Raw genomic sequence first — 22,493 nt, 5'->3', positions numbered from 1 at the left:
CGCCTGTACCCCGCGGGACGCGATACCGTCATCCGACGGGGTTTCACCAGCGCGCCCCCCGGAGGGATTTCGTGGGGATCGAGAGCGACAAGGTCGTCTACGAGTACCTGAGCCGCGTCGGTGACGTGGCGCAGCAACGCCAGCTGCCGTCGGCCACCCGGATGCGGCTCGTCACCACGCTGCGCGACGAGATCGACAAGCGGCGCGCCAAGGCCGTGGTGGACAGTCCCGCCGCCGTACGCCGGATCATCGAGCGCCTCGGCTCGCCCGACGAGGTCGTCTCGGCCGCCGGCGGCACCGGCAGCCCCGAGCCGCCGCCCTCCGCCGTACCCGAGCAGCGCGAGCCCCGGACCGCACCCCAGCCGGCACCGCAGTCCAAGGGGCTCGGCCGTTTCGTCCCCCGGCCCCGGCCGACCGCGCCGCCCGCCCCCGCGCCGTCCGGCAACGCCGCCTCCCCGCCGCACCTGGCGAGCGCGGCCGAGTTGGGCGGTCCCGCCGTACCGCCCGACTGGTGGCGCGCGGACACCGGCGCCTTCGGGACCGCGGTCGACGAGGTGCCGGGTTTCACGGGCGGTGTGGAGATCCCGGAGCTGCTCAAGCCGCCGCCCCGGCCGCAGCCGAAGGCGGAGGGGCCCGCCGAGGACGTGCCCGAGGCGGACGAGGAGGAACCGGAGGAGGCCGCGCCGCCGCGCCGTCGCCGACTCGCGCTGCCCACCCGCCGCTGGAGCAACCCGCTGCTGGTGCTCGCGGCGGTCAGCCTGGTCGCGGGCGCGGTGCTCGGCAACTGGTTCGCGTTGCTGCTGGGCTGGGCCATCGCGTACGCGTCGCGCCGGCTGACCGAGGCGGAGACGAAGTGGGCGGTGATGGGGCTGCCGGGCGGGGCGCTGGCCGCGGGGCTGGTGTGGCTGTGGGGGCGTGGCGAGGGGCGGTGGGGGGAGCCGATCGCCGAGGGGCAGATGGGTGACGCGATCGCGCAGACGTGGCCGTGGGTGGTGCGGGGGGCGGCGGTGGCGTCGGCGCTGTTCCTGCTGTGGCGCTCGCAGCGGAAACGGTAGGCAACGGCGTCACGGTGACCACCGTGGGGTGCGGTGCCCGCGGCGGCGCGTCCTGGGCAGACGGCGACTGCAACCCCCTCAGGGGCGCGGGGAACTGCGCGACCGGCCACCCACTCACCCGCACCCAGGATTGAGCCCTTCACAATGGCTCTCATGACCTTCCCCGCCCCCGTCGTCGGCTTCGACCTGGACATGACGCTCATCGACTCCCGCCCCGGCATCCGCGCCTGCTACCAGGCGCTCTCCGCGCGGACGGGTACCTACGTCGACGCCGATCTCGCGGTGACCCGGCTGGGCCCGCCCCTGACCGAGGAGCTGGCGAACTGGTTCCCGCCGGAGGAGGTCGAGGAGATTGCCGACCTGTACCGGTCGATGTATCCCGCGTACGCCGTCGCGGCCACGCCCGCGATGCCCGGCGCCCGGGAGGCGATCGAGGCGGTGCGGCGGGCCGGTGGGCGCGCGATCGTCGTCACGGCGAAGTACGAGCCCAACGCCAAGCTGCACCTGGAGCACCTCGGCATCGAGCCCGACGCCGTGATCGGCAACCTGTGGGCGGAGCAGAAGGCGCAGGCGCTGCGCGAGCACGGCGCGACGGTGTACGTCGGCGACCACATCGGCGACGTGCGCGGGGCACGGCTCGCCCAGGCGCTGTCGGTGGCCGTGGCCACGGGCCCGTGCAGCGTGGCGGAGCTGACCGAGGCCGGCGCGGACGTCGTCCTCGACGACCTGACGCGGTTCGCGCAGTGGTTCGCCGACCACAGCGACCACCGCGACCACAGCGACGACCGCGACCACCGGAGCCGGGAGGACTACGAGGGCTGAGTTCCGGCCTTCGCCTGCCGTCGCCCCGCCGCGACGGACCGCAGCACCCCGGCGCCCGCGAGCACGAACCCGACGGCCATGAGCATGCTCAGTCCGAACATGAACGTCGGGAAAGGCGAGGTGCCGAAGAACAGCGGAGCCACCGTGACCAGTGTGGCCACGGCGCCGATGAAGAAGACGATCGCACCGGCGCGGATCAGCCGATCACCGGGCGCGGCGGAATTCGTTCGGGTTTTGTCACGCACCCGACCAGGGTAGTTCCCCGCGCGAAGGAACCAGCCGGGCGACGTCTTGTCACCCGCCCGCAGACCATTAGCCTTGGAACCGGCGGGTCAAGGTCGACCCGCCTGGGTTGTTCTTGAGCAGCTTTCCGACGAGTACGAGGACGAGGACAGACGTGCCTACCGGCAAGGTCAAGTGGTTCAACAGCGAGAAGGGCTTCGGCTTTCTCTCCCGCGACGACGGCGGTGACGTCTTCGTCCATTCCTCGGTCCTCCCCGCCGGAGTCGAGACGCTGAAGCCCGGCCAGCGCGTGGAGTTCGGTGTGGTCGCCGGTCAGCGCGGCGACCAGGCCCTGTCCTTGACGCTGCTGGACCCGACGCCGTCGGTGGCGGCCGCGCAGCGCAAGAAGCCGGACGAGCTGGCCTCCATCGTCCAGGACCTGACGACCCTGCTGGAGAACGTCACCCAGACCCTGGAGCGGGGCCGCTACCCGGAGAAGACGGCCGGCAAGAAGGTCGCCGGTCTCCTGCGCGCGGTGGCGGACCAGCTCGACGTCTGATCCTCCGGCAGCCGCCGCAGGAAGGACGGCCGGCCCCTGGCAGCCGTCAGGGGAAGTTCAGCGCGTCCGGGCCGAGGGGCGGTACCAGTCCCTCGGCCGCCGCACGCGTGAGCAGTCCGCGCACGGCCGCGTAGCCGTCGTCGCCGAGGTCGGCGGTGAACTCGTTGACGTACAGCCCGATGTGCTGGTCGGCGACGGCCGGGTCCATCTCCTGGGCGTGTTCCATGACGTACGGCCGGGACGCCTCCGGGTCGTCCCAGGCCATCGTGACGGACGTACGGATCGACTCGGCGATCAGCTTCAGCGCGTCCGCGCCCAGTGAGCGCCGCGCGATGATCGCGCCGAGCGGGATGGGCAGCCCGGTGGTGTCCTCCCAGTGCTCGCCCATGTCGGCGAGCTTGTGCAGCCCGTAGTTCTGGTACGTGAAGCGGGCCTCGTGGATGACGAGTCCGGCGTCCACCTTGCCGTCCCGCACGGCCGGCATGATCTCGTGGAACGGCATCACGACGATCTCACCGACCCCGCCGGGCACGACGTCCGCCGCCCACAGCCGGAACAGCAGGTAGGCGGTCGACTTCTCGCTGGGCACGGCGACGGTACGGCCGCCGAGGTCCAGCCCCGGCTCGCGGGTGAGGACCAGCGGACCGCAGCCGCGGCCCAGCGCGCCGCCGCACGGCAGCAGCGCGTAGTCGCCGAGGACGTACGGCAGGACGGCGTACGACACCTTCAGCACGTCGAACTCGCCGCGCTCGGCCATGCCGTTGGTGAGGTCGATGTCCGCGAACGTCACGTCGAGGGCGGGGGCGCCGGGGACCCGGCCGTGGGCCAGGGCGTCGAAGACGAACGTGTCGTTCGGGCAGGGGGAGTAGGCGATCTGCAGAGCCGTGGGCAGGGGCTCACCGGTCATGTGGGTTCCAACTCTCCAGGACGGGCGCCAGCTTCCCGAACCCCTCGGTCAGCGCGGTCAGCGCGTCGGCGATGCGCCAGGCGGCGCGGTCGCGCGGGCCGACGGGGTTGGAGACGGCGCGGATCTCCAGGACGGGCACGCCGTGCGCGGCGGCGGCCTCGGCGACGCCGAAGCCCTCCATGGCCTCGGCGAGGGCACGCGGGTGCCGGGCGCGCAGCGCGGCGGCGCGGGCGGCGGTGCCGGTGACGGTGGACACGGTCAGCACGGGCCCGGCGGGCACGCCGAGGGCGTCCGCGGCCTGCCGGACCAGGCCGGCGGGCGGGCGGTGGGTGACGGTGCCGAAGCCGAGCTCGGTGACCGGCAGGAAGCCGTCGGCGGTGTCGGCGCCGAGGTCGGCGGCGGTGATCTCGTCGGCGACGACGAGCGAGCCGACGGGGGCGTGCGGCAGGAAACCGCCGCCGATGCCGGCGGAGACGACCAGGCCGTACGGGGCGCCGGCGAGGGCGGCGGCGGTCAGCGCGGCGGCCGTGGAGGCCGCCGCGAGCGCGGGGCCGACACCGGCGGCGAGGAGGTCGAGACGGCCGGCGCGGTGCACGGTGGCGCCGGGCAGGCGCAGCTCATGGACCGGGCCGGGGTACGCCCGTGCCACCGCGTCCCGCTCGGCGGGGACGGCGGTGGCCACGAGCAGTCGTGCCGGGGCGGGCGAGGACGTGATCAGTCGCCCTTCTTGAGCTTGAAGGACCAGATCCCGTTCACGTCCTTCTCGCCTTCCTTGATGGAGACGAAGGTGGTGTTACCGCTGGCGCCGTACTGGGCGTTGAAGAACACGCTGCCGGGGATGGTGCGGTAGGTCTTCTTGCTGGAGTCGGTCAGCGGCTGACCGTTCATGAGGATCGTCCAGCCCTTGTCGGCGATGTCCGGGTCGACACCGAAGCGGACGGTCTCGTCCGGGTCGACGGTGATCGACTTGTCCGCCTTCAGGCACTTGGCGAGCTCGGAGGTCTTGATGGCGTTGCCGTCGTTGTAGCAGGTGGCCTCGGAGTTGACCGAGCTCCTGCCGACGGTGATCGTCGAGACAGGCGTCGGCTTGTCACAGGCGGACAGGACGAGCAGTCCGGCGGAAACGGCGCCGGCGGCGGCGACGGCGCGGCGGCGTCGCACGACGGAATGCAGCATGGTCATGGCCGAAGGCTATCGTCTGGCGGCGCCCGCGCCGTTTCTGGGGGTGGGAGGGGCGCCATGTCCCCTCCCGGGACGGACGGCCCTCGCCGGGAGCGGGTCTTCTGCTCACGCCACGCGGGCGCTCGCGGGGCGGCGGGCGGACGCCAGCAGGCCGCGCAGCGTCGTCAGCCAGCCGATCGCGACGATCGCCGCGCCCGTGCACAGCCCCGCCGTCCCGTTCAGCGGCATCACGATGCCGATCGCGCCGCCGAAGACCCACGCCACCTGCAGCAATGTCTCGGAGCGGGCGAACGCCGAGGTGCGGACCAGTTCCGGCACGTCCCGCTGGATCAGCGCGTCCAGCGACAGCTTCGCGAGCGCCTGCGCGCACCCGGCGACGGCCGCCAGGCACGCCACCAGGAACGCGCCGAAGAAGATCGCCGCGGTGATCGCCGTGCCGAGCACCACCGCCAGCACGGTGACGATGATGATCTCCGGGGAGCGGGACCGCAGCCAGGCCCCCAGCGCCGTGCCGAGCGCGTTGCCGGTGCCCGCCGCGACGGCCACCAGGCCCAGCGAGGCGGCGGCGCTCTGCCCGGTCATCGGGTGCTCGCGCAGCAGGAACGCCAGGAAGAAGATCAGGAAGCCGGTCAGGCAGCGGATGGCGGCGTTGGCGCCGAGGGCGTGGGTGACGGCCGGGCCGACGGTCCGCAGGCCGGGGCGCTTGAGGGGCTTGCGGTGCGGGCCGTGCAGGTGCTGTTCGTCGGCCGCCAGCAGCGCGGTGTCCTCGCCCTTGGCGGAGTCCACCTTCGGCGGCAGCGAGAACGACAGGAACGTTCCCGCGACGAAGATCAGGAAGGCCCCGTACAGCGGCCAGCGGGGGCCCAGCGCGTGCAGGCCGCCCGCGACGGGTGCCGCCACGCCGGTGGCGAGCAGCCCGCCCAGCGTGACCCGCGAGTTCGCCTTCACCAGCGACAGCTTCGGCGGCAGCAGCCGTGGCACCACCGCGCTTCTGACCACGCCGTACGCCTTGGAGGCGACCAGCACGCCGAGGGCCGCCGGGTACATTTCCAGGCTGCCGTGCACCACCGCCCCGCTCAGCACCAGCGCCAGCAGCGCCCGCGCCAGCATCGCGCCTGCCATCGCCGCGCGGCGTCCGTGCGGCAGCCGGTCCAGCAGCGGCCCGATCACCGGGGCGAGCACGGTGAACGGCGCCATGGTGATCGCCAGGTACAGCGCGACCCGGCCGCGGGCCTCGTCGGTCGGCACGGAGAAGAACACGGTGGACGCCAGCGCGACGGTGATCATGACGTCGCCGGCGCCGTTCACGGCGTGCAGCTCGATCAGCTTGCCCAGGCCCGACTCGCCGGCGCCCTGCGCGTGCGTGGCCTTGCGGATGCCGCGCGCCGCGCCGGTCACCGGGAAGTGCAGGGCACGCCCGACCGCGCGGACGGACCCTCCGAACCGGCCCGCACCGCTCACTTGGGACGTCCTCGCGGCTGCCACGTCGTCATAGTGCCCCGAGTACGGCGTGGATAGTGCCGTTACCGCACGTATGGGCCTGGATTTCCGGCGGTGCCGCGGGAGAGGGTGGGCGGGAAACAAATCGCCGCGAAGCGGCGAAAGAAATCGACCGGTGTAGGCCGAGCGCCGACGAACAGGCAGAATGGTCGAGGAGGTGCGCCCGAGCGTGAGCGCGCGCAGACGTCGAAGCGGTCCGGTTGTCCGCTCCGTCCGCGCCGCCGCCTCAAGGCGCCCGCACCCGGAAGACGGCGTACTGGAGAGAAGCGATACCTGTGAGCGCAGCGACAACGCGAAGCCGCACCCCCGACCGCCTGTGCGCCGAGGCCGTCGACCTCGCCCGTGGTGCCGCCGAGGAGGCCGCCGCACCCGGCGTCGTCGGTGAGCACGTGGGGCTGGTGTCCGAGGGCGACCGCGTTGTCACGCACTTCTTCGAGTGCCGGGAGCTCGGGTACCGGGGCTGGCGCTGGGCCGTGACCTTGGCCCGCGCCTCGCGCGCCAAGGTCGTCACGCTGGACGAGGTCGTGCTGCTGCCCGGCCCGGACGCCGTCCTCGCCCCCGAGTGGGTGCCGTGGAGCGAGCGGCTGCGCCCCGGCGACATGGGGCCGGGCGACCTGCTGCCCACCGACGCCGAGGACCTGCGCCTGGAGCCGGGCTACACCGGCGAGGACGCGCCGCCGCCGAACTCCGCCGTCTCCGAGGAGATGGCCGAGCTGGTCGAGGCGGAGGACGTCGAGGTCACCGAGGGCCCGTCGCGCAACCTGCCGGCCGCGCCCTCGCGCGGCTCCATCGCCGCCGTCGCCGACGAGCTCGGCATGCGGCGCGCCCGGGTGCTCTCGCGCTACGGCCTGCACACCGCCGCCGACCGCTGGGAGGAGGCGTACGGCGCGAAGACCCCGATGGCGCAGGCGGCGCCCGCGGCCTGCCTGAGCTGCGGTTTCCTCATGCCGATCGGCGGCTCCCTGGGCCAGGCGTTCGGGGTGTGCGCCAACGAGTTCTCCCCGGCCGACGGCCGCGTGGTCTCCCTGACCTACGGCTGCGGCGGCCACTCCGAGGCCGCGGTCATGCCGAAGACCCCGCGCCCGGCCCCTCCGGTCATCGACGAAACCCGCGTCGACCCCTTCCCCCTGCGCCCGTCCCCCGACTCCGGCTCGGTCCCCCCGGCCCCGGACGAGGAATCAGCAGAACTGGGCCACTCCTAGCCCCACGCCCTCCCCGGCCCCCAAGCCACCCAGGCGCAAAACCCCGCAGGGCCGCCGCAGGCGCGCCCTGGGGGCGCGGGGAACGGCGCGAGCACCCACGACGCACCGGCACGGGCCGCCGCAGGCGCCTGGGGGGCGCGGGGAACGGCGCGAGCACCCACGACGCACCGGCACGGGCCGCCGCAGGCGCCTGGGGGGCGCGGGGAACGGCGCGAGCAACCACGACGCACCCGCAGGGAACGCCGCAGGCGCCTGGGGGGCGCGGGGAACGGCGCGAGCACCCACCACGCACCCGCACCACCCGCACAGCCCGCCGCAGGCACCCCCGCAGGCAGGCCGCGACGCACCGGAAGACAAAAGCCGCCCCAAGCGCCGCAGGCACATCGCGGTACTTTCAGTCGTCGCCGATGAGGAGAGTGAACGTGAGCAAGTTCGTGCGGCCGGCTGCAGAAGGCGCGGACCCCTTCGGTACGGCGAGGCTCCGGCGGGGTGTGCTCGACGCCTGGGCGACCAGCCCCGCCCGCTTCCGCGAGGACGCCAACGCGGAGGAGGACCTCGTCCTCGGCGGCTACCGGGACCGTCTCGTCGTCGAGCTCGCCCAGAACGCCGCCGACGCCGCGGCCCGCGCCGGCGTCCCCGGCCGGCTGCGGCTGACGCTGCGCGACGGCGTGCTCGCCGCCGCCAACACCGGCGCCCCCCTGGACGCGGCCGGCGTGGAGTCGCTGGCCACCCTGCGCGCCTCCGCCAAGCGCGACACGCCGTCCATCGGCCGTTTCGGCGTGGGCTTCGCCGCCGTCCTCTCCGTCACCGACGAGCCCGCCGTGGTCGGCCGGCACGGCGGCGTGCGCTGGTCGCTCGCCGAGGCCCGGCACCTCGCGGAGGAGACCGCACGGCACAGCCCCGGCCTGGGCGACGAGATCCGCCGCCGCGACGGCCACGTGCCGCTGCTGCGCCTGCCGTTCGCCGCGGAGGGCTCCGCACCGGACGGCTACGACACGGTCGTCATCCTGCCGCTGCGGGACGCGGCCGCCGCCGACCTCGCCGAGCGCCTGCTGAACGCCGTCGACGACGCCCTGCTGCTCGCCCTGCCGGGCCTCGCGGAGGTCGTCGTGGAGACCGGCGAGACCACCCGCACCCTGCACCGCCGCACCGAGGGCGCCCTCACCGTCGTGGAGGACTCCCGGGAGGGCACCACCCGCTGGCGTACCGCGTCCGCGCACGGGGAGACGGCGGCCGAGCTGCTCGCCGACCGCCCGGTCGAGGAGCGGCTGCGTCCGCACTGGTCGGTCACCTGGGCCGTACCGGTGGACGGCGAGGGCCGCCCGGTCCGCCCCCGCACCAGCCCCGTCGTGCACGCCCCCACGCCCAGCGACGAACCGCTCGGCGTGCCCGCGCTGCTCCTCGCGTCGTTCCCGCTGGACACCACCCGCCGGCACGCCGCGCCCGGCCCGCTCACCGACTTCCTGATCCAGCGGGCCGCCGACGCCTACGCGGGGCTGCTCGCCGACTGGCGGCCGGTGACCGACGGGATCATCGACCTGGTGCCGGGCCCGCTCGGCAAGGGCGAGCTGGACGGGGCGCTGCGCCAGGCGATCCTGGAGCGGCTGCCCCGCACCGCGTTCCTGCCGCCCGCGGCCCGTCCCCGGCACGAGGAGGACGGCGACGACCTGCCCGAGGCGCTGCGGCCGCGGGACGCCGAGGTCGTCGAGGGCGCGGGCGCCGACACCGTCCGGGTGCTCGCCGAGGTGCTGCCCACGCTGCTGCCCGCCGGCCTGGAGCGCCGCGTGGAGCTGCGCACGCTGGGCGTGGCCCGGCTACCGCTGACCGACGCGATCGACCGGCTCGCGGGGCTGGAGAAGGACCCGGCCTGGTGGCACGAGCTGTACCAGTCGCTGGCCGGCGTCGACCCGGACCGGCTCACCGGTCTGCCGGTGCCGCTCGCCGACGGCCGGACGACGATCGGCCCGCGGCAGGTGCTGCTGCCCACTCCCGACGCGACCCGTATCGACCCGGAGGTGCTGGCCCGGCTCGGGCTGAAGGTCGCCCACGAGGACGCCGCCCACCCGCTGCTGGAGAAGCTGGGCGCGCTGCCCGCCGGTCCGCGGGCGGTGCTGACGACCCCTCAGGTGCGGGCGGCGGTCGCCGCCTCCCTCGACGACGACGGCGTGTCCTGGGACGAGGAGGGCCTGGACGCCGAGGAGCTCGCCGACACCGTGCTCGCGCTGGTCCGGGACGCGGGCCTGGAGCCCGGCGAGGAGCCGTGGCTGGGCGCGCTCGCCCTGCCCGACGAGGACGGCGAACTCGCCCCGGCCGGTGAGCTGGTGTTTCCCGGCAGCGCCTTCCACCGGGTGATGCGGGAGGGTGAACTCGCCACCGTGGACGCCGACGTGGCGCACAAGTGGGGCGAGCAGCCGCTCGCGGCCTGCGGGGTGCTCGCCGGTTTCGCCCTGGTCCGTGCCACCGACGTGGTCCTCGACCCGGACGAGCTGGAGCCCCGCGAGGGCGAGTACGCCGAACCCGACGACCCGGGCCTGCTGGACGCCGTCGACGTGTGGTGCGAGGACGTCCTCGACCGCTTCCCCGACACGCCCGTCCCGCCGGTCGCCACCGAGATCGTCGCCGTGCGCGACCTGGACCTGGTCGACGACGACGCCTGGCCGCAGGCGCTCGCGATGCTCGCGCGGCCGCCGCTGCGCGACGCGCTGGTGCAGCCGGTGCGGATCCTGCTGCCCGACGGCACCCACGAGGTCGTACGCCCCTACACGGCGTGGTGGCTGCGCGGGCACCCGGTGCTCGACGGCCGCCGCCCCGCCGGTCTGCTCGCCTCCGGCGGGGACCCGCTGCTGCGCGGCCTGTACGACGAGGCGGACGCGACCGGCTTCGACGACGAGCAGGTGCTGCGCGCGCTGGGCGTGCGCACGTCGGTGGCCGCCCTGCTGGACGAGCCGGGCGGCGCGGCGGAGCTGCTGGACCGCCTCACCGACCCGGACCGGCGGGTGTCCGCGGCCCAGCTGCACGGCCTGTACGGGGCGCTGGCCGAGCTGGACCCGGACCAGGTGACGCTGCCGGACGAGCTGCGCGCGGTGGTCGACGGAGAGGTGCGGGTGGTGGACGCCGCGGACGCGGTGGTCGTCGACTCGCCCGACCTGCTGCCGTTCACCGAGGGCGTGCCGCTGCTGCCGGTGCGGCCCTCCCGGGCGGCCGATCTGGCGGAGCTGTTCCAGGTGCGGCGGCTGAGCGAGTCCGTCACCGGCGAGGTCACCTCCGAGGGCACCGAGCACGACGTGGCGGAATCCGTGCGGGTGCTGCTGGGCCCGCGCACCCCGGACACGTACGTGGAGCACGACGAACTCGTCGTCGACGGCGTGGAGATCGACTGGCGCCTCACCGACGACGGCGTCCTGCACGCGTCCACCCTGGAGGGCGTGGCCGCGGGCCTGGCCTGGGCGGCGGGCCAGTGGCCACGCCGCTTCGAGGTGGCGGCCCTGCTGGAGGACCCGTCCCGCACGGCGGAGCTGGCCCGGGACCGCTGGTTCGACTGACCCCTGCCGCCCCCGCCGCCCCGCGGGGACGGCGAAGGCCCCGGCCGCACCGCGCGACCGGGGCCTTGCACACCAGCGACCCGAGGGTCGTACGGCGTCGCGAACGGTGGGGTCTCAAGCCGGGAAGCGTCGCCCCACCCACCGCCAGGCCAGCTCCAGCACCGCCGATCCGGCGGCCGCGACCGCGACCGCCGTCCACGGCATCTGCATGCCGACCAGCTTCAGCGCGAAGAAGCGCTGGAGCGAGGGCACGATCAGCACCAGCAGGAAGGCCGCCCCCATCGCCGCGACGAGCGCGATCCGCCACCAGGTGTAGGGGCGGGCGATGATCGCCAGCACCCACAGGGAGATCAGGAACAGCGTCAGCGTCGCCGCGCTGGTCTCCGCGTCCAGCGCGCCCGGCCCCGTGTAGTGGTGGCGGGCCAGCAGATACGTCACGAAGGTCGCCACCCCGGCCACCAGCCCGCCGGGGATCGCGTACCGCATCACGCGGCGCACGAAGTGCGGACGGGCCCGTTCCGTGTTGGGGGCGAGGGCGAGGAAGAACGCCGGCACGCCGATGGTCAGCGTGGACAGCAGCGTCAGATGGCGCGGCAGGAACGGGTACTCCACCTGCCAGCACACCACCAGGATCGCCAGCAGCACCGAGTAGACGGTCTTGACCAGGAACAGCGTCGCCACCCGTGTGATGTTGCCGATGACCCGCCGGCCCTCGGCGACCACCGACGGCAGGGTGGCGAAGCTGTTGTTCAGCAGCACGATCTGCGCGACCGCGCGCGTGGCCTCCGAGCCGGAGCCCATGGAGACGCCGATGTCGGCGTCCTTGAGCGCGAGGACGTCGTTGACGCCGTCCCCGGTCATCGCCACGGTGTGCCCGCGCGACTGCAGCGCCCCCACCATGTCCCGTTTCTGCTGCGGGGTGACCCGGCCGAAGACCGTGCCCTCGTCGAGCTCGCGGGCCATCTCCTCCCGCTCGGCGGGCAGCCGCCGCGCGTCCACCGCGGTGCCCTTCAGGCCGAGCTTCGCGGCGACCGCGCCGACGGAGACCGCGTTGTCCCCGGAGACGACCTTGGCGTGCACGTTCTGCTCGGCGAAGTAGCGCAGGGTGTCGGCGGCGTCGGGCCGCAGCCGCTGCTCCAGGACGACCAGGGCGGCCGGGTGGGCGCCCTCGACGGCGCGCGGGTCGTCCAGGCCGCGGGCGGCGCGGGCGAGCAGCAGCACCCGCAGCCCGTCCTCGTTGAGCCGCCCGGTCTCGGCGAGCGCCGGGTCGTCGTCGCCGAGCAGCACGTCGGGCGCGCCCAGCAGCCAGGTGCTGCTGCGGTCGCCGCCCTCGGTGAAGCGGGCGCCGCTGTACTTGCGGGCGGAGGAGAAGGGCAGCGACGCGGTGCACCGCCACTCCTCGCTCCCCGGGTAGGCGTCGATGATGGCCTGGAGGCTGGCGTTGGGGCGCGGGTCGGACGCGCCGAGCGTGCCGAGGACGGTGCGGACGTACGTCTCGTCGTAGCCGTTGAGCAGGCGCAGCTCGGTGACGTCCATGCCGCCCTCGGTGAGGGTGCCGGTCTTGTCGAGGCAGACCGTGTCGACGCGGGCGAGGCCCTCGATGGCGGGCAGCTCCTGCACCAGGCACTGCTTGCGGCCGAGCCGGATCACGCCGATCGCGAAGGCGACCGAGGTGAGCAGCACCAGCCCTTCGGGGATCATGGGCACGATCCCGCCGACCGTGCGGGCGACGGAGTCCTTGAAGCCGTGCTGCTTGACGACGAGCTGGCTGATCACCAGGCCGATCGCGGTCGGCACCATCATCCAGGTGACGTACTTCAGGATCGTGGAGATGCCGGTGCGCAGCTCGGAGTGGACGAGCGTGAACCGGGAGGCCTCCTCGGCGAGCTGCGCGGCGTAGGCCTCGCGCCCGACCCGGGTGGCCTGGAAGGCTCCGCCGCCGGCGACGACGAAGCTGCCGGACATCACGGGGTCGCCGCGCTGCTTGACGACGGGGTCGGCCTCGCCGGTGAGCAGCGACTCGTCGATCTCCAGCCCGTCGGCCTCGACGCACACCCCGTCGACGACGACCTTGTCGCCGGGCCCGATCTCCAGCAGGTCGTCCAGCACGATCTCGGAGGTGCCGACCCGGACGGCCGTGCCGTCGCGGCGGACGGCGGGCCGCACCTCGCCGATCACGGCGAGCGAGTCGAGCGTCTTCTTCGCCCGCCACTCCTGCACGATGCCGATGCCGGTGTTGGCGAGGATCACGAAGCCGAACAGGCTGTCCTGGATCGGCGCGACGAACAGCATGATCAGCCACAGCACACCGATGATCGCGTTGAACCGGGTGAAGACGTTGGCGCGGACGATCTCGGCGAGCGAGCGGCTGGAGCGCACCGGGACGTCGTTGACCTGACCGCGCGCCGTCCGCTCGGCGACCTGCGCACCGGTCAGCCCGGTCGGCGGGACGGACGGCACCGGCACGGGATGGACGGGGGCCGGTCCGGCGCCCGCGTCGATGTGCGTCATGCCTTCGACGGTACGTGGCGCCGGGGGCGTTCACCCCTCGGCATCGGCCGGACAGGGCGCTTTCCGGCCGGTGTGGAGGCCCGGGATGCGGTGACCCGCGTGGGTGGGCGCCGCCGGCGGTTCGGCGACGTCCCCGCGCCGGTGGGGTGCCGGGGTCAGCCGTCCAGGGCGTCCTCGCGCCGCGCGGCGGCCCGCTTGATCGCGGCGTCGCGCTTGCGGACGTACCAGACGCCGATCAGGCCGAGTCCGCCGCCGGCCAGGCAGGTCCACAGCCACCAGGTGTGGCCGTGGTCGTCGAACCAGCCGTAGAAGGGCAGCTGGGCCAGGAAGAGGACGAACCACAGGATGGTGCCGCCGGTGATGGTCGCTACTACCGGGCCTTCGAGGGGCTCCGGCGCCTCGTGCCTGGGGGTCCACTTCGCCATGACGCACAGCTTACGAGCCGTTCCGGTCTACGCGCGGAGATGGCAATCATGGAACTCATATGTTCATACTGAAACCGTTTGTCTGTGACCCTTTCTAGTCGTAGGAACCCACAAATGTCCACCTCGGCACCTGCCAAGGTCCCCGCGCCCGAGCAGCCGGGCAAGGCGCCCGCTTACGGCGCCCTCGACCGCTACTTCAAGATCTCGGAGCGTGGCAGCACCCTTGCGCGCGAGGTCCGCGGTGGTCTGGCCACCTTCTTCGCGATGGCGTACATCATCGTGCTCAACCCGATCATCCTGGGCAGCGCGAAGGACATGTACGGCCACCAGCTGGACAACGGCCAGCTGGTCACCGCGACCGCCCTCACCGCCGCCTTCACCACGCTGCTGATGGGCGTCATCGGCAACGTGCCGATCGCGCTCGCCGCCGGCCTCGGCGTGAACTCCGTCGTCGCCCTCCAGCTCGCCCCGCGCATGTCCTGGCCGGACGCGATGGGCATGGTCGTCCTCGCCGGCTTCGTGGTGATGCTCCTCGTCGCCACCGGTCTGCGCGAGCGCGTGATGACGGCCGTCCCCTACGGCCTGCGCAAGGCCATCTCCATCGGTATCGGCCTGTTCATCATGCTGATCGGCCTGGTCGACTCCGGTTTCGTCTCCCGCATCCCGGACGCCGCCCACACCACCGTCCCGCTCCAGCTGGGCGGCGACGGCCACCTCAACGGCTGGCCGGTGCTGGTCTTCATCCTCGGCGCGCTGCTCACGCTCGCGCTGATCGTGCGCAAGACGCCCGGCGCGATCCTGATCTCGATCGTCGTGATGACGGTCGTCGCCATGATCATCGAGGCCGTCGCCAAGGTGCCGAGCTGGGGTCTGACCACCCCGAAGTGGCCCGGCAACCCGGTCTCCACGCCCGACTTCGGGCTGGTCGGCAAGGTCAGCCTGTTCGGCGGCTTCGACAAGGTCGGTGTGCTGACGGGTGTCCTGTTCGTCTTCACCGTGCTGCTGTCGTGCTTCTTCGACGCGATGGGCACGATCATGGGCGTCTCCGACGAGGCCAAGCTGACCGACGCCAAGGGCCAGATGCCCGGCATCAACAAGGTCCTCTTCGTCGACGGCATCGCCGTCGCCGCGGGCGGCGCCAGCTCCTCCTCGGCCACCACCTGCTTCGTGGAGTCCACGGCCGGCGTCGGCGAGGGCGCGCGCACCGGCCTCGCGAACGTCGTCACCGGCGGTCTGTTCGCCGTCGCGCTGTTCCTCACGCCGATCGCCACGATGGTGCCGTCCCAGGCGGCCACCCCGGCGCTGGTCGCCGTCGGCTTCCTGATCCTGGCCAACTCGGTCAAGGAGATCGACTGGGCGGACTACACGATCGCCATCCCGGCGTTCGTGACGATGCTGATGATGCCGTTCACCTACTCGATCACCAACGGCATCGGCATGGGCTTCATCACCTTCACGGCCCTGCGCCTGGCGGCCGGCCGGGCCAAGGAGGTCCCGGTGGCGATGTACGTGGTCTCCGCCGTGTTCGCCTTCTACTACCTGATGCCGGCTCTGGGCCTGACCTGATCCCGGGGCCCGGTCCCGGCTTCCGACTCGGGGGCCGGGGCACGGTCCCGGTTCTCGGCCCGGGGTCGGGAGGCGGTCCCGCCGGATGGCCTACGTCAGCCCGTAGAACTTCTCCGTCTCCTCGACGGCGGCCTGGAACCGCTCGTCGAAGTCATCCCGAATGAGCGTCCGGACGACATAGTCCTGGACGCTCATTCCTCTTTTCGCCGCGTGGTGCCGGAGCCTTTCGAGCAGCTCCCCGTCTATCCGCAGGCTGAGCACGCTGGTCCCCATGCACACGAGGGTCGCCGCAGCATTCCGGCCGGTGCGTCACGTTCCGCTCCTGGATCACCCATATGAGTGATAGAGCGCATCAGTGACCGGAGTCACGGGCATATCTGAGCGCGTCCGGCAGTTGTTAGCCAGAGTAATGAGTTACGCTAAAGACATGCCGGACCTGACCCATGGCGACGACGTTGCCGCCGTGAACTCCCTGCGCTCCGCCGTGATGCGGTTGTCCCGTCGTCTCAAGCACCAGCGGGTCGACGAGTCCCTGAGCCCCACCGAGATGTCGGTGCTGGGCACCCTCTCCCTGTGCGGCAGCGCCACCCCGGGCGAACTGGCCCGCAAGGAGCACGTCCAGCCGCCGTCGATGACCCGCATCGTCGCGCTGCTGGAGGCCAAGGGCCTGGTCCGCCTCGAACCCCACCCCGAGGACCGGCGCCAGAAGGTCGTCACCAGGACCGAGCAGGCCGAGGCGATGCTCGCCGAGAGCCGCGCCAAGCGCAACGCCTTCCTGGCCGCCCTGGTCGACAACCTCGACGAGGACGAGTGGGCCAAGCTGCGCGCGGCGGCCCCCGTGCTGGAGAAGCTCGCACATCTGTAAGCAGTCGTATCAAGGAGGCGAACGCTTTTGAGTACGGGAACCGGAACACCTTCCGCACCCGCACCGAAGACCACCCACTACCCCCGTCGCTCCTCCTCGATGTTCAGCTCGCTGAAGATCAGGAACTACCGCCTCTTCTTCCTCGGCCAGGTCGTCTCCAACACCGGCACCTGGATGCAGCGCATCGCGCAGGACTGGCTGGTGCTCAGCCTCACCGGCTCCGCGACCGCCGTCGGTGTCACCACCGCCCTGCAGTTCCTGCCGATGCTGCTCTTCGGCCTCTACGGCGGTGTCCTCGTCGACCGGCTGCCCAAGCGCCGCACGCTGCTGTTCACGCAGGCCGGCATGGGCGTCACCGGCCTCGCGCTGGCCGCCCTCACCCTGAGCGGGCACGTCCAGGTCTGGCACGTCTACCTCGCCGCGTTCCTGGTCGGCCTCGCCACCGTCGTCGACAACCCGGCCCGCCAGTCCTTCGTCTCCGAGATGGTCGGCCCCGACCAGCTGCAGAACGCCGTCAGCCTCAACTCGGCGAACTTCCAGTCCGCCCGTCTGGTCGGCCCCGCCGTCGCCGGCCTGATGATCACTGGCGTCGGCACCGGCTACGCCTTCCTCTTCAACGGCCTGTCGTTCGCCTTCACCATCGGCTCCCTGCTCCTGATGCGCGCCCGTGAGCTGCACGTCGTCGAGCGCGCGCCGCGCGGCAAGGGACAGCTGCGCGAGGGCCTGCGCTATGTGGCCGGGCGGCCCGAGCTGATCTGGACGATCGCGCTGGTCGGTTTCATCGGCACCTTCGGCTTCAACTTCCCGGTGTACCTGTCGGCCTTCGCCGACGACGTCTTCCACGCCGGTGCCGGCTCCTACAGCCTCTTCAACACCGTAATGGCCGTCGGCTCCCTGGCCGGCGCCCTGCTCGCGGCCCGCCGCGGCACGTCCCGGATGCGGGTGCTGATCGGGGCGGCGCTCGCCTTCGGCCTGCTGGAGCTGATCGCCGCCGTGGCGCCCTCGCTGTGGCTGTTCGCGCTGCTGATGGCCCCCATCGGCATGTTCGGCATGACGGTCAACGTCACCGCCAACACCAGCGTCCAGATGTCCACCGACCCGGCCATGCGGGGCCGCGTCATGGCTCTGTACATGATGGTGTTCATGGGCGGCACGCCGATCGGCGCGCCCATCGCCGGCTGGGTCACCGACGCCTACGGTGTGCGCGCGGGCCTCGCGGTCGGCGGCGCGATCTCGGCCCTGGCGGCCGCGGGCATCGCCCTGGCCCTCGCCCGGGCGGGCGGCCTGCGCCTGTCGTTCGGCTGGAACGGCGGCCACCCGCACGTGCGCTTCGTGCCGCGCGAACGGCGGGAGGAACTGGCCACGGCGGCCTAGGGGCTCTCGTTCGGATCAGGCCGGGCTCGCCTGATCCAAACGAAAGACCCTGGCCCTCCGGGCGTGTCATGTGCAGCCGGGCAGGACGACGATACGCACGGTGACCGGGACACGCCCGGGGCATGCGGGTGCCCGGAGGCACACTGGCCCCATGAGACTCTTCGCCGCCGTGTTGCCGCCCGACGAGGTCACCCGGGGACTGGCCGCCGAAGTCGACGCGCTGAAGAAGCTCCCCGGGGCGGACGGGCTGCGCTGGACCGGCCGCCCCGGCTGGCACTTCACGCTCGCCTTCTACGGCGAGGTGGACGAGGAGGTCGTACCGGAGCTGTCGGAGCGGCTGGCGCGCGCCGCCCACCGCACCGCTCCCTTCGAGATCGCCCTGCGCGGCGGCGGCCAGTTCGGGCACGGCAAGGCGCTGTGGACCGGGGCGGACGGCGACGTGGAGGCCCTGCGGCTGCTCGCCGACCGGGCCGAGGCGGCCGGCCGCAAGGCGGGCGTGGCGATGGGGGAGCACCGCCGCTACAAGGCCCACCTGACCGTGGCCCGCAGCCGGGCCTCGGTCGACGTGCGGCCGTACGTGACGGCGCTCGGCGACTTCGCCTCCCCGCGCTGGACGGTCGGCGAGCTGGTCCTCGTGCGCAGCAATCTGCCGCGCTCGGGCGTGCCCGGCGAGCAGCCCCGCTATGAAACGGTCGAACGCTGGTCACTCGGCGTGTCCGGCTAGGCTCGACGCCGTGGACCCGAAGACCCGTAACCGGATCATGGCTGCCGTGCTCGTGCTGATGTTCGTGGTGGTGATCGTGGCGGCGGCGGTCGGAAAGTAGCCGACCCGCCGCCGCCACGACGACTGCGCTCCCGGCCGGTCGCCGGCCGGCAGGTCTACCAGGCGAACGCCTCGGGCGACGGGCCCGGACCGGGGAAGATCTCGTCCAGCCCGGACAGCAGCTCCTCGCTCAGCTTCAGCTCGACGGCCCGCAGCGCCGACTCGAGCTGCTCCGCCGTCCGCGGGCCGACGATCGGGCCGGTCACGCCGGGCCGGGTCAGCAGCCAGGCCAGCGCGACCTCGCCCGGCTCCAGGCCGTGCTTGTCGAGCAGGTCCTCGTACGCCTGGATCCGCGCCCGGGCGGCGGGGTCGGCGAGGGTGTCGGCCGCGCGCCCGGAGGCCCGGCGTCCGCCCTGGACCTCCTTCTTGATCACCCCGCCGAGCAGGCCGCCGTGCAGCGGCGACCAGGGGATGACCCCGAGGCCGTAGTCCTGCGCGGCCGGGATGACCTCCATCTCGGCGCGGCGCTCGAACAGGTTGTACAGGCACTGCTCGCTGACCAGGCCGATCGTCCCGCCGCGGCGGGCGGCGATCTCGTTGGCCTGGGCGATCTTGTAGCCGGGGAAGTTCGACGAGCCGACGTAGAGGATCTTGCCCTGCTGGATCAGGACGTCGATCGCCTGCCAGATCTCCTCGAACGGGGTGCTGCGGTCGACGTGGTGGAACTGGTAGAGGTCGATGTAGTCCGTCTGCAGCCGCTTCAGGCTCGCGTCCACGGCCCGGCGGATGTTCACCGCGGAGAGCTTGTCGTGGTTGGGCCAGGGCTGGGCGCCGTCGGCGGCCATGTTGCCGTACACCTTGGTGGCGATGACGGTCTTCTCGCGCCGCCCGCCCCCCTGGGCGAACCAGTTGCCGATGATCGACTCGGTACGGCCCTTGTTCTCACCCCAGCCGTAGACGTTGGCGGTGTCGAAGAAGTTGATCCCCGCGTCCAGCGCCGCGTCCATGATCGCGTGGCTGTCGGGTTCGTCGGTCTGGGGCCCGAAGTTCATCGTGCCGAGAACGAGACGGCTGACCTTGAGTCCGGTGCGTCCGAGCTGCGTGTACTTCATGACTCCTTAGCCAACGGCTTGGAGCGCGCTCGAAGCAAGGTCAGTCGCGGGGGAAGCCGTCGGTCTTGAGGACCAGATCGACGACGGTGCCGGTGAGGTCGATGTCCTCTCCGAAGTCGACGGGTGTCCGCGTCCGATAGTCGCCGTCCTTGGGGTCGGTGTAGACGTAACAGCGGCCCTGGTAGGGGTCGGCGACGAGATAGAGAGGGACCTCGGCGGCCGCGTACGCCCGCATCTTGGGTCCGTAGTCGTTCTGGGCTGTCCCGCCGGAGATGACCTCTGCGACGAAGTCGACGTCCTGGCAGTTCCAGCGACCTTTGTCGTCCTTCTTTGCCGACTCGCTGAGCAGGGCCACGTCCGGGCAGAAGCCGTTCTTGTAGCCCGGGAAGTCGATCCGGACGTCCGAGAGGACCTTCTCCATGCCGAACTTGGCCGCGACAGCCCCTGCGATCCGGAAGGTGATGTGCCAATGAGTGTCCCGTTGCGGCGTCATGAAAACGTTGCCCTCGACGATCTCGACCCTGTATCCCTCGGGGACGGGCATACGCTCGAGCCGCTCGAACCACTGGTCCAGACTGATGGTGTTGGCGTCGGCGTCGGCCATCTCGATCCTGTCTTCGACGACGGTCATCGTGGCGCTCCTCCCCGGCTGCGCCACGGACAGGCACAGCCGCGCAGGACCACGATACGCACGGTGACCGCGTCACGGGCGGTACGGGCCGCCGACCCCCCATGCCTGCCACATGGCCTCCGCGAACGCTCCCGCGATTCTGTGCTCGCCGCTCGCGCTCGGGTGCGTCCCGTCGTAGGTGTCGGTGCGGAGGTCGTAGCCGGCCGGGGGCGAGGCGAGCAGGAGGGGGGAGCCGGGGGTGTCGAGGTCGGCGACGGCCTTGCCCAGCAGCTCGTTGAAGCGGGCGACCTCCGCGGCGAAGGGCGCGTCCGCCGTGGCCCGCACATTGGGGATCACCGGCAGCACCACCATCCGCACCCGCCGGTTGGCGGCCCGCGCCCCCGCCACGAAGGCGGTCACGTTCTCGGCGGTCTGCTCGGCGTTGGTGTAGAAGCCGAGGTCGATCAATCCCAGCGCGACGAGCAGCACGTCGGCCCGGTGTTCGCGTACCGCGTCCTCGATCAGCGGGGCCATGTGCAGCCAGCCCTCACCCCAGCCGGCCAGGTGGGCGCGGGGGAACTCCGGGTCGGCGTAGGCGTACGACACGGGCGCGCCGGCCTGCTGGTCGTACAGCGTCTCGCGCGGGCCGACGATCTCGAACGGGCCGTCGTACGTCGCGGACAGGTGCTGCCACATGCGGTAACGCCAGGTGTGTTCACCGGCGCTGCCGATCGTCTGGGAGTCACCGACGGGCATGAACCTGAGCATCCGCTCATCATGGACGATCAGCACTCGGCCGAACCCTGGCGCGCAGTGTGAAACCGGCCACGGACCCCTGGTACCGGCCAGGATGCACCGGCTACGAAGCCCCGGTACCGGCCAGGATGCACCGGCTACGAAGCCCCGGTACCGGCCAGGATGCACCGGCTACGAAGCCCCGGTACCGGCCAGGATGCACCGGTCAAGGCCCCCGGTACCCGCCGCCGATCACCCGCCGCGCGAGCGGGATGGCAGGCTGGAGGGCATGCGCCGACCGTTCGCCCTGCTCGCCGGGGCCCTGCTCGTGGCCGCGCTCGCCGCGCCCGCCGCGCCTGCCTCCGCCGCCGACGGCGACCAGGGGTTCACCCTCCAGGACCCGCGCATCACCGAGTCCAGCGGGCTGGCCGCCTCCCGGCTGCACCCGGGCGTCTACTGGACGCACAACGACAGCGACGACGGCCCGTACCTGTACGCCGTCGACGGCTCCACCGGCCGCACGGTCGCCCGCCTCACCCTCAAGGGCATCGGCACGCCGAGGGACGTCGAGGCCATCTCCATCGGCCCCGGCAACGAGATCTACGTCGGCGACATCGGCGACAACTTCGGCGGCCGGTGGCCGTACGTGTGGATCTACAAGCTGCCCGAGCCCAAGGAGCTCAAGGACCAGACCGTCAAGGCCACGCAGTACATCGTCAAGTACGAGGGCGGGCCGCGCGACGCCGAGTCGCTGCTCGTCCACCCGAAGACCGGGCGCGTCTACATCGTCGACAAGCACGAGGACGGCGGGCACCTCTTCGAGGGCCCGGCCCGGCTCTCCGCGTCCGGCACCAACCTCTTCCGGCCCGTCGCCCCCGTCGACCTGTGGGCCACCGACGCCGCCTTCTCCCCGGACGGCGAACACCTCGCCGTCCGCGGCTACTTCGGCGGCATCGCCTACGACTGGAACGGCGGGAAGATCAAGAAGGCCGGGCGGCTGGACGTGCCCCTGCAACGCCAGGGCGAGGGCGTCACCTACTCCGCCGACGGCAAGAAGCTGCTCTACAGCAGCGAGGGCGCGGGGAGCGAGGTCGTCGTCCGGGACGCACCGGGCGGCGGCGCCGACTCCGGTGCGGGGCAGGGCCCTTCGGCGTCGGGGAAGGCCGGCGGGGGCGGGCACGACATCAGCCTGACGACCGGTGCCCTGGCGGTGGGTGCCGCCTGCCTCGCCCTGTTCGGGCTGCGGAGGCTGTTCCGGCGCGGCTGACGGGGCTCTCTCGACGTGGCTGACAGGGCTCCCGGCGGGCCGGCATGGGCTCGGCGCGCCTGACGGGGGCTCGGCTGCGGCTGACATGGGTTCGGCGCGGGTGGCAGGGGCTCGACGCGGCTGACATGGGTTCGGCGCGGGTGAGGGGGCTCGGCGCGCTGGGAGGGGCTGCCGCAGGGGTGGTTTTCGGCCATCCCTGCCGTGACTTCGGAGTTCGAACGCGAACACGTCCGCAGGGTTGACGCGTGCATGAAAGGCGCCCTTTCCTGTTCTC

The 22,493-nt window shown here is 72.6% G+C and carries 21 protein-coding genes; 10 read left to right on the top strand and 11 right to left on the bottom strand.

Annotated features, from left to right (window positions below; translation table 11 throughout):
• Positions 1–71: 71 nt before the first annotated feature.
• Together ACF1AL_RS29360 and ACF1AL_RS29355 are read left to right on the top strand one after the other, a co-directional pair.
• Complete coding sequence (locus ACF1AL_RS29360) at positions 72–1,055, top strand: hypothetical protein (RefSeq protein ID WP_391828115.1); 984 nt, start codon at positions 72–74, stop codon at positions 1,053–1,055.
• Positions 1,056–1,199: 144 nt separating this feature from the next.
• Positions 1,200–1,877 (top strand): HAD family hydrolase, encoded by a 678-nt coding sequence (locus ACF1AL_RS29355; RefSeq protein WP_391828113.1) that lies wholly within the window; start codon positions 1,200–1,202, stop codon positions 1,875–1,877.
• Here the strand turns inward: ACF1AL_RS29355 and ACF1AL_RS29350 are convergent.
• Positions 1,865–2,122 carry a hypothetical protein gene (locus ACF1AL_RS29350; RefSeq protein WP_366835478.1) on the bottom strand — a complete coding sequence of 86 codons (258 nt, stop codon included), beginning with the start codon at positions 2,120–2,122 and terminating at the stop codon, positions 1,865–1,867. The genes ACF1AL_RS29355 and ACF1AL_RS29350 overlap by 13 nt on opposite strands.
• 152 nt (positions 2,123–2,274) lie before the next feature.
• On the opposite strand from ACF1AL_RS29350, the gene ACF1AL_RS29345 reads away from it, so the two are divergent.
• The gene (locus tag ACF1AL_RS29345; RefSeq protein ID WP_366835479.1) at positions 2,275–2,658 is read left to right on the top strand and encodes a cold-shock protein; all 384 of its coding nucleotides are present in this window, start codon (positions 2,275–2,277) and stop codon (positions 2,656–2,658) included.
• 46 nt (positions 2,659–2,704) lie between these two features.
• Here ACF1AL_RS29345 and ACF1AL_RS29340 read toward each other — a convergent pair whose 3' ends face one another.
• The 4 genes from ACF1AL_RS29340 to ACF1AL_RS29325 all read right to left on the bottom strand — a co-directional run bounded on the left by ACF1AL_RS29340 (position 2,705) and on the right by ACF1AL_RS29325 (position 6,232).
• Positions 2,705–3,565, bottom strand: a complete 861-nt coding sequence (locus ACF1AL_RS29340) for a 1,4-dihydroxy-6-naphthoate synthase (RefSeq protein ID WP_366835480.1) — start codon at positions 3,563–3,565, stop codon at positions 2,705–2,707.
• Complete coding sequence (locus tag ACF1AL_RS29335) at positions 3,555–4,253, bottom strand: futalosine hydrolase (RefSeq protein ID WP_391780760.1); 699 nt, start codon at positions 4,251–4,253, stop codon at positions 3,555–3,557. Before ACF1AL_RS29335 ends, ACF1AL_RS29340 begins: the two co-directional genes overlap by 11 nt.
• A gap of 26 nt (positions 4,254–4,279) precedes the next feature.
• Entirely contained in the window at positions 4,280–4,747 is a 468-nt protein-coding gene (locus tag ACF1AL_RS29330) for a DUF2771 domain-containing protein (RefSeq protein ID WP_366835481.1), read from the bottom strand.
• Between the two features lie 105 nt (positions 4,748–4,852).
• Positions 4,853–6,232, bottom strand: a complete 1,380-nt coding sequence (locus ACF1AL_RS29325) for an MFS transporter (RefSeq protein ID WP_386584243.1) — start codon at positions 6,230–6,232, stop codon at positions 4,853–4,855.
• 290 nt (positions 6,233–6,522) lie between these two features.
• Here ACF1AL_RS29325 and ACF1AL_RS29320 point away from each other — a divergent pair, with 290 nt between their 5' ends.
• Positions 6,523–7,449, top strand: coding sequence for a DUF3027 domain-containing protein (locus ACF1AL_RS29320; RefSeq protein ID WP_391828111.1), 927 nt, complete (start codon positions 6,523–6,525; stop codon positions 7,447–7,449).
• Between the two features lie 422 nt (positions 7,450–7,871).
• Positions 7,872–10,991, top strand: coding sequence for a sacsin N-terminal ATP-binding-like domain-containing protein (locus ACF1AL_RS29315; RefSeq protein WP_391828109.1), 3,120 nt, complete (start codon positions 7,872–7,874; stop codon positions 10,989–10,991).
• Between the two features lie 114 nt (positions 10,992–11,105).
• Here ACF1AL_RS29315 and ACF1AL_RS29310 read toward each other — a convergent pair whose 3' ends face one another.
• Both ACF1AL_RS29310 and ACF1AL_RS29305 read right to left on the bottom strand, forming a co-directional pair.
• A complete protein-coding gene (locus ACF1AL_RS29310; RefSeq protein WP_391821880.1) occupies positions 11,106–13,502 on the bottom strand; it encodes an HAD-IC family P-type ATPase in 2,397 nt (798 codons plus the stop codon).
• Between the two features lie 155 nt (positions 13,503–13,657).
• Positions 13,658–13,927, bottom strand: a complete 270-nt coding sequence (locus ACF1AL_RS29305; RefSeq protein ID WP_366835486.1) for a DUF2530 domain-containing protein — start codon at positions 13,925–13,927, stop codon at positions 13,658–13,660.
• A gap of 114 nt (positions 13,928–14,041) precedes the next feature.
• Here ACF1AL_RS29305 and ACF1AL_RS29300 point away from each other — a divergent pair, with 114 nt between their 5' ends.
• Positions 14,042–15,493 carry an NCS2 family permease gene (locus ACF1AL_RS29300; protein ID WP_366835487.1) on the top strand — a complete coding sequence of 484 codons (1,452 nt, stop codon included), beginning with the start codon at positions 14,042–14,044 and terminating at the stop codon, positions 15,491–15,493.
• 90 nt (positions 15,494–15,583) lie between these two features.
• Here the strand turns inward: ACF1AL_RS29300 and ACF1AL_RS29295 are convergent, their stop codons facing one another.
• A complete protein-coding gene (locus ACF1AL_RS29295) occupies positions 15,584–15,766 on the bottom strand; it encodes a ribbon-helix-helix protein, CopG family (protein ID WP_110636649.1) in 183 nt (60 codons plus the stop codon).
• 154 nt (positions 15,767–15,920) lie between these two features.
• Between ACF1AL_RS29295 and ACF1AL_RS29290 the strand changes: the two genes are divergently transcribed.
• The 3 genes from ACF1AL_RS29290 to thpR all read left to right on the top strand — a co-directional run bounded on the left by ACF1AL_RS29290 (position 15,921) and on the right by thpR (position 18,456).
• Positions 15,921–16,358: a MarR family transcriptional regulator gene (locus ACF1AL_RS29290; protein ID WP_366835488.1), complete on the top strand. Its 438-nt coding sequence runs from the start codon at positions 15,921–15,923 to the stop codon at positions 16,356–16,358.
• Between the two features lie 99 nt (positions 16,359–16,457).
• The gene (locus ACF1AL_RS29285; RefSeq protein ID WP_384214069.1) at positions 16,458–17,732 is read left to right on the top strand and encodes an MFS transporter; all 1,275 of its coding nucleotides are present in this window, start codon (positions 16,458–16,460) and stop codon (positions 17,730–17,732) included.
• 151 nt (positions 17,733–17,883) lie between these two features.
• The gene (thpR, locus tag ACF1AL_RS29280; protein ID WP_391660226.1) at positions 17,884–18,456 is read left to right on the top strand and encodes an RNA 2',3'-cyclic phosphodiesterase; all 573 of its coding nucleotides are present in this window, start codon (positions 17,884–17,886) and stop codon (positions 18,454–18,456) included.
• Between the two features lie 155 nt (positions 18,457–18,611).
• Here the strand turns inward: thpR and ACF1AL_RS29275 are convergent, their stop codons facing one another.
• The 3 genes from ACF1AL_RS29275 to ACF1AL_RS29265 all read right to left on the bottom strand — a co-directional run bounded on the left by ACF1AL_RS29275 (position 18,612) and on the right by ACF1AL_RS29265 (position 20,985).
• Entirely contained in the window at positions 18,612–19,607 is a 996-nt protein-coding gene (locus ACF1AL_RS29275; RefSeq protein ID WP_391780740.1) for an aldo/keto reductase, read from the bottom strand.
• 40 nt (positions 19,608–19,647) lie between these two features.
• On the bottom strand, positions 19,648–20,238 hold the full coding sequence (locus ACF1AL_RS29270) for a Uma2 family endonuclease (RefSeq protein ID WP_384213827.1): 591 nt from the start codon (positions 20,236–20,238) through the stop codon (positions 19,648–19,650).
• Positions 20,239–20,310: 72 nt separating this feature from the next.
• Complete coding sequence (locus ACF1AL_RS29265) at positions 20,311–20,985, bottom strand: SGNH/GDSL hydrolase family protein (RefSeq protein WP_384213829.1); 675 nt, start codon at positions 20,983–20,985, stop codon at positions 20,311–20,313.
• A gap of 256 nt (positions 20,986–21,241) precedes the next feature.
• Here ACF1AL_RS29265 and ACF1AL_RS29260 point away from each other — a divergent pair, with 256 nt between their 5' ends.
• Positions 21,242–22,219: a WD40 repeat domain-containing protein gene (locus tag ACF1AL_RS29260; RefSeq protein WP_386584248.1), complete on the top strand. Its 978-nt coding sequence runs from the start codon at positions 21,242–21,244 to the stop codon at positions 22,217–22,219.
• Positions 22,220–22,493: the final 274 nt, after the last annotated feature.

The organism is Streptomyces sp. NPDC014801 (assembly GCF_043082085.1).
Taxonomy (GTDB): Bacteria; Actinomycetota; Actinomycetes; order Streptomycetales; family Streptomycetaceae; genus Streptomyces.
This window is presented reverse-complemented; position numbering and strand designations above follow the sequence as displayed.